Genomic DNA, 500 nt, shown 5'->3' with positions numbered 1-500 from the left:
TTTATCTGCCTTTATCCGCAGGACTGGCAGACAAGGAGCTATCTTGCCCTGGGCGGCGTTTCTGGCAAAGCCCTTGACCGTTTTCTTTCTGAGCGCAAGGACACCCAAAAAGTGTTCCTCTGCCTTGACAGCGACACCGCAGGAAATGAAGCTTGTACCCGACTGGCACAGTCCATTCCCTGCGAGATAGCCGTCATTCGCCTTGTCCCGGCAAGGAAAGACTGGAACGATGTTCTCCGCCAGCAAGGGGATATTCCGAGCCGCAAATTCATAGCCGAGACAATCACGCTGCGAGAGCTGCCAACCGCCCAGCCTGTCCCAATGCTCCGTATGGCTGATGTGGAGCTGACGAGCGTGGAATGGCTATGGTTTCCCTATATCCCATTTGGAAAGCTGACAATTATCCAGGGCAATCCCGGCGAGGGCAAGACCTACTTTGCCATGCGCCTTGCGGCGGCTTGCACCAATCGAAAGCCTTTGCCCGGTATGGAGACACTTGA

At 55.2% G+C, this 500-nt stretch carries 1 protein-coding gene; it reads left to right on the top strand.

Going from position 1 to position 500, the window contains the following annotated elements; genetic code table 11:
- On the top strand, window positions 1–500 hold a 500-nt coding region (locus H8S55_RS13925), incomplete at both ends, for a toprim domain-containing protein (protein WP_186879365.1).

The sequence above is a fragment of the Flintibacter faecis genome, assembly GCF_014287875.1.
GTDB lineage: Bacteria > Bacillota > Clostridia > Oscillospirales > Oscillospiraceae > Lawsonibacter > Lawsonibacter faecis_A.
Note: the sequence above shows the minus strand (reverse complement) of the source record. Positions and strands in the feature narration are given on the sequence as shown.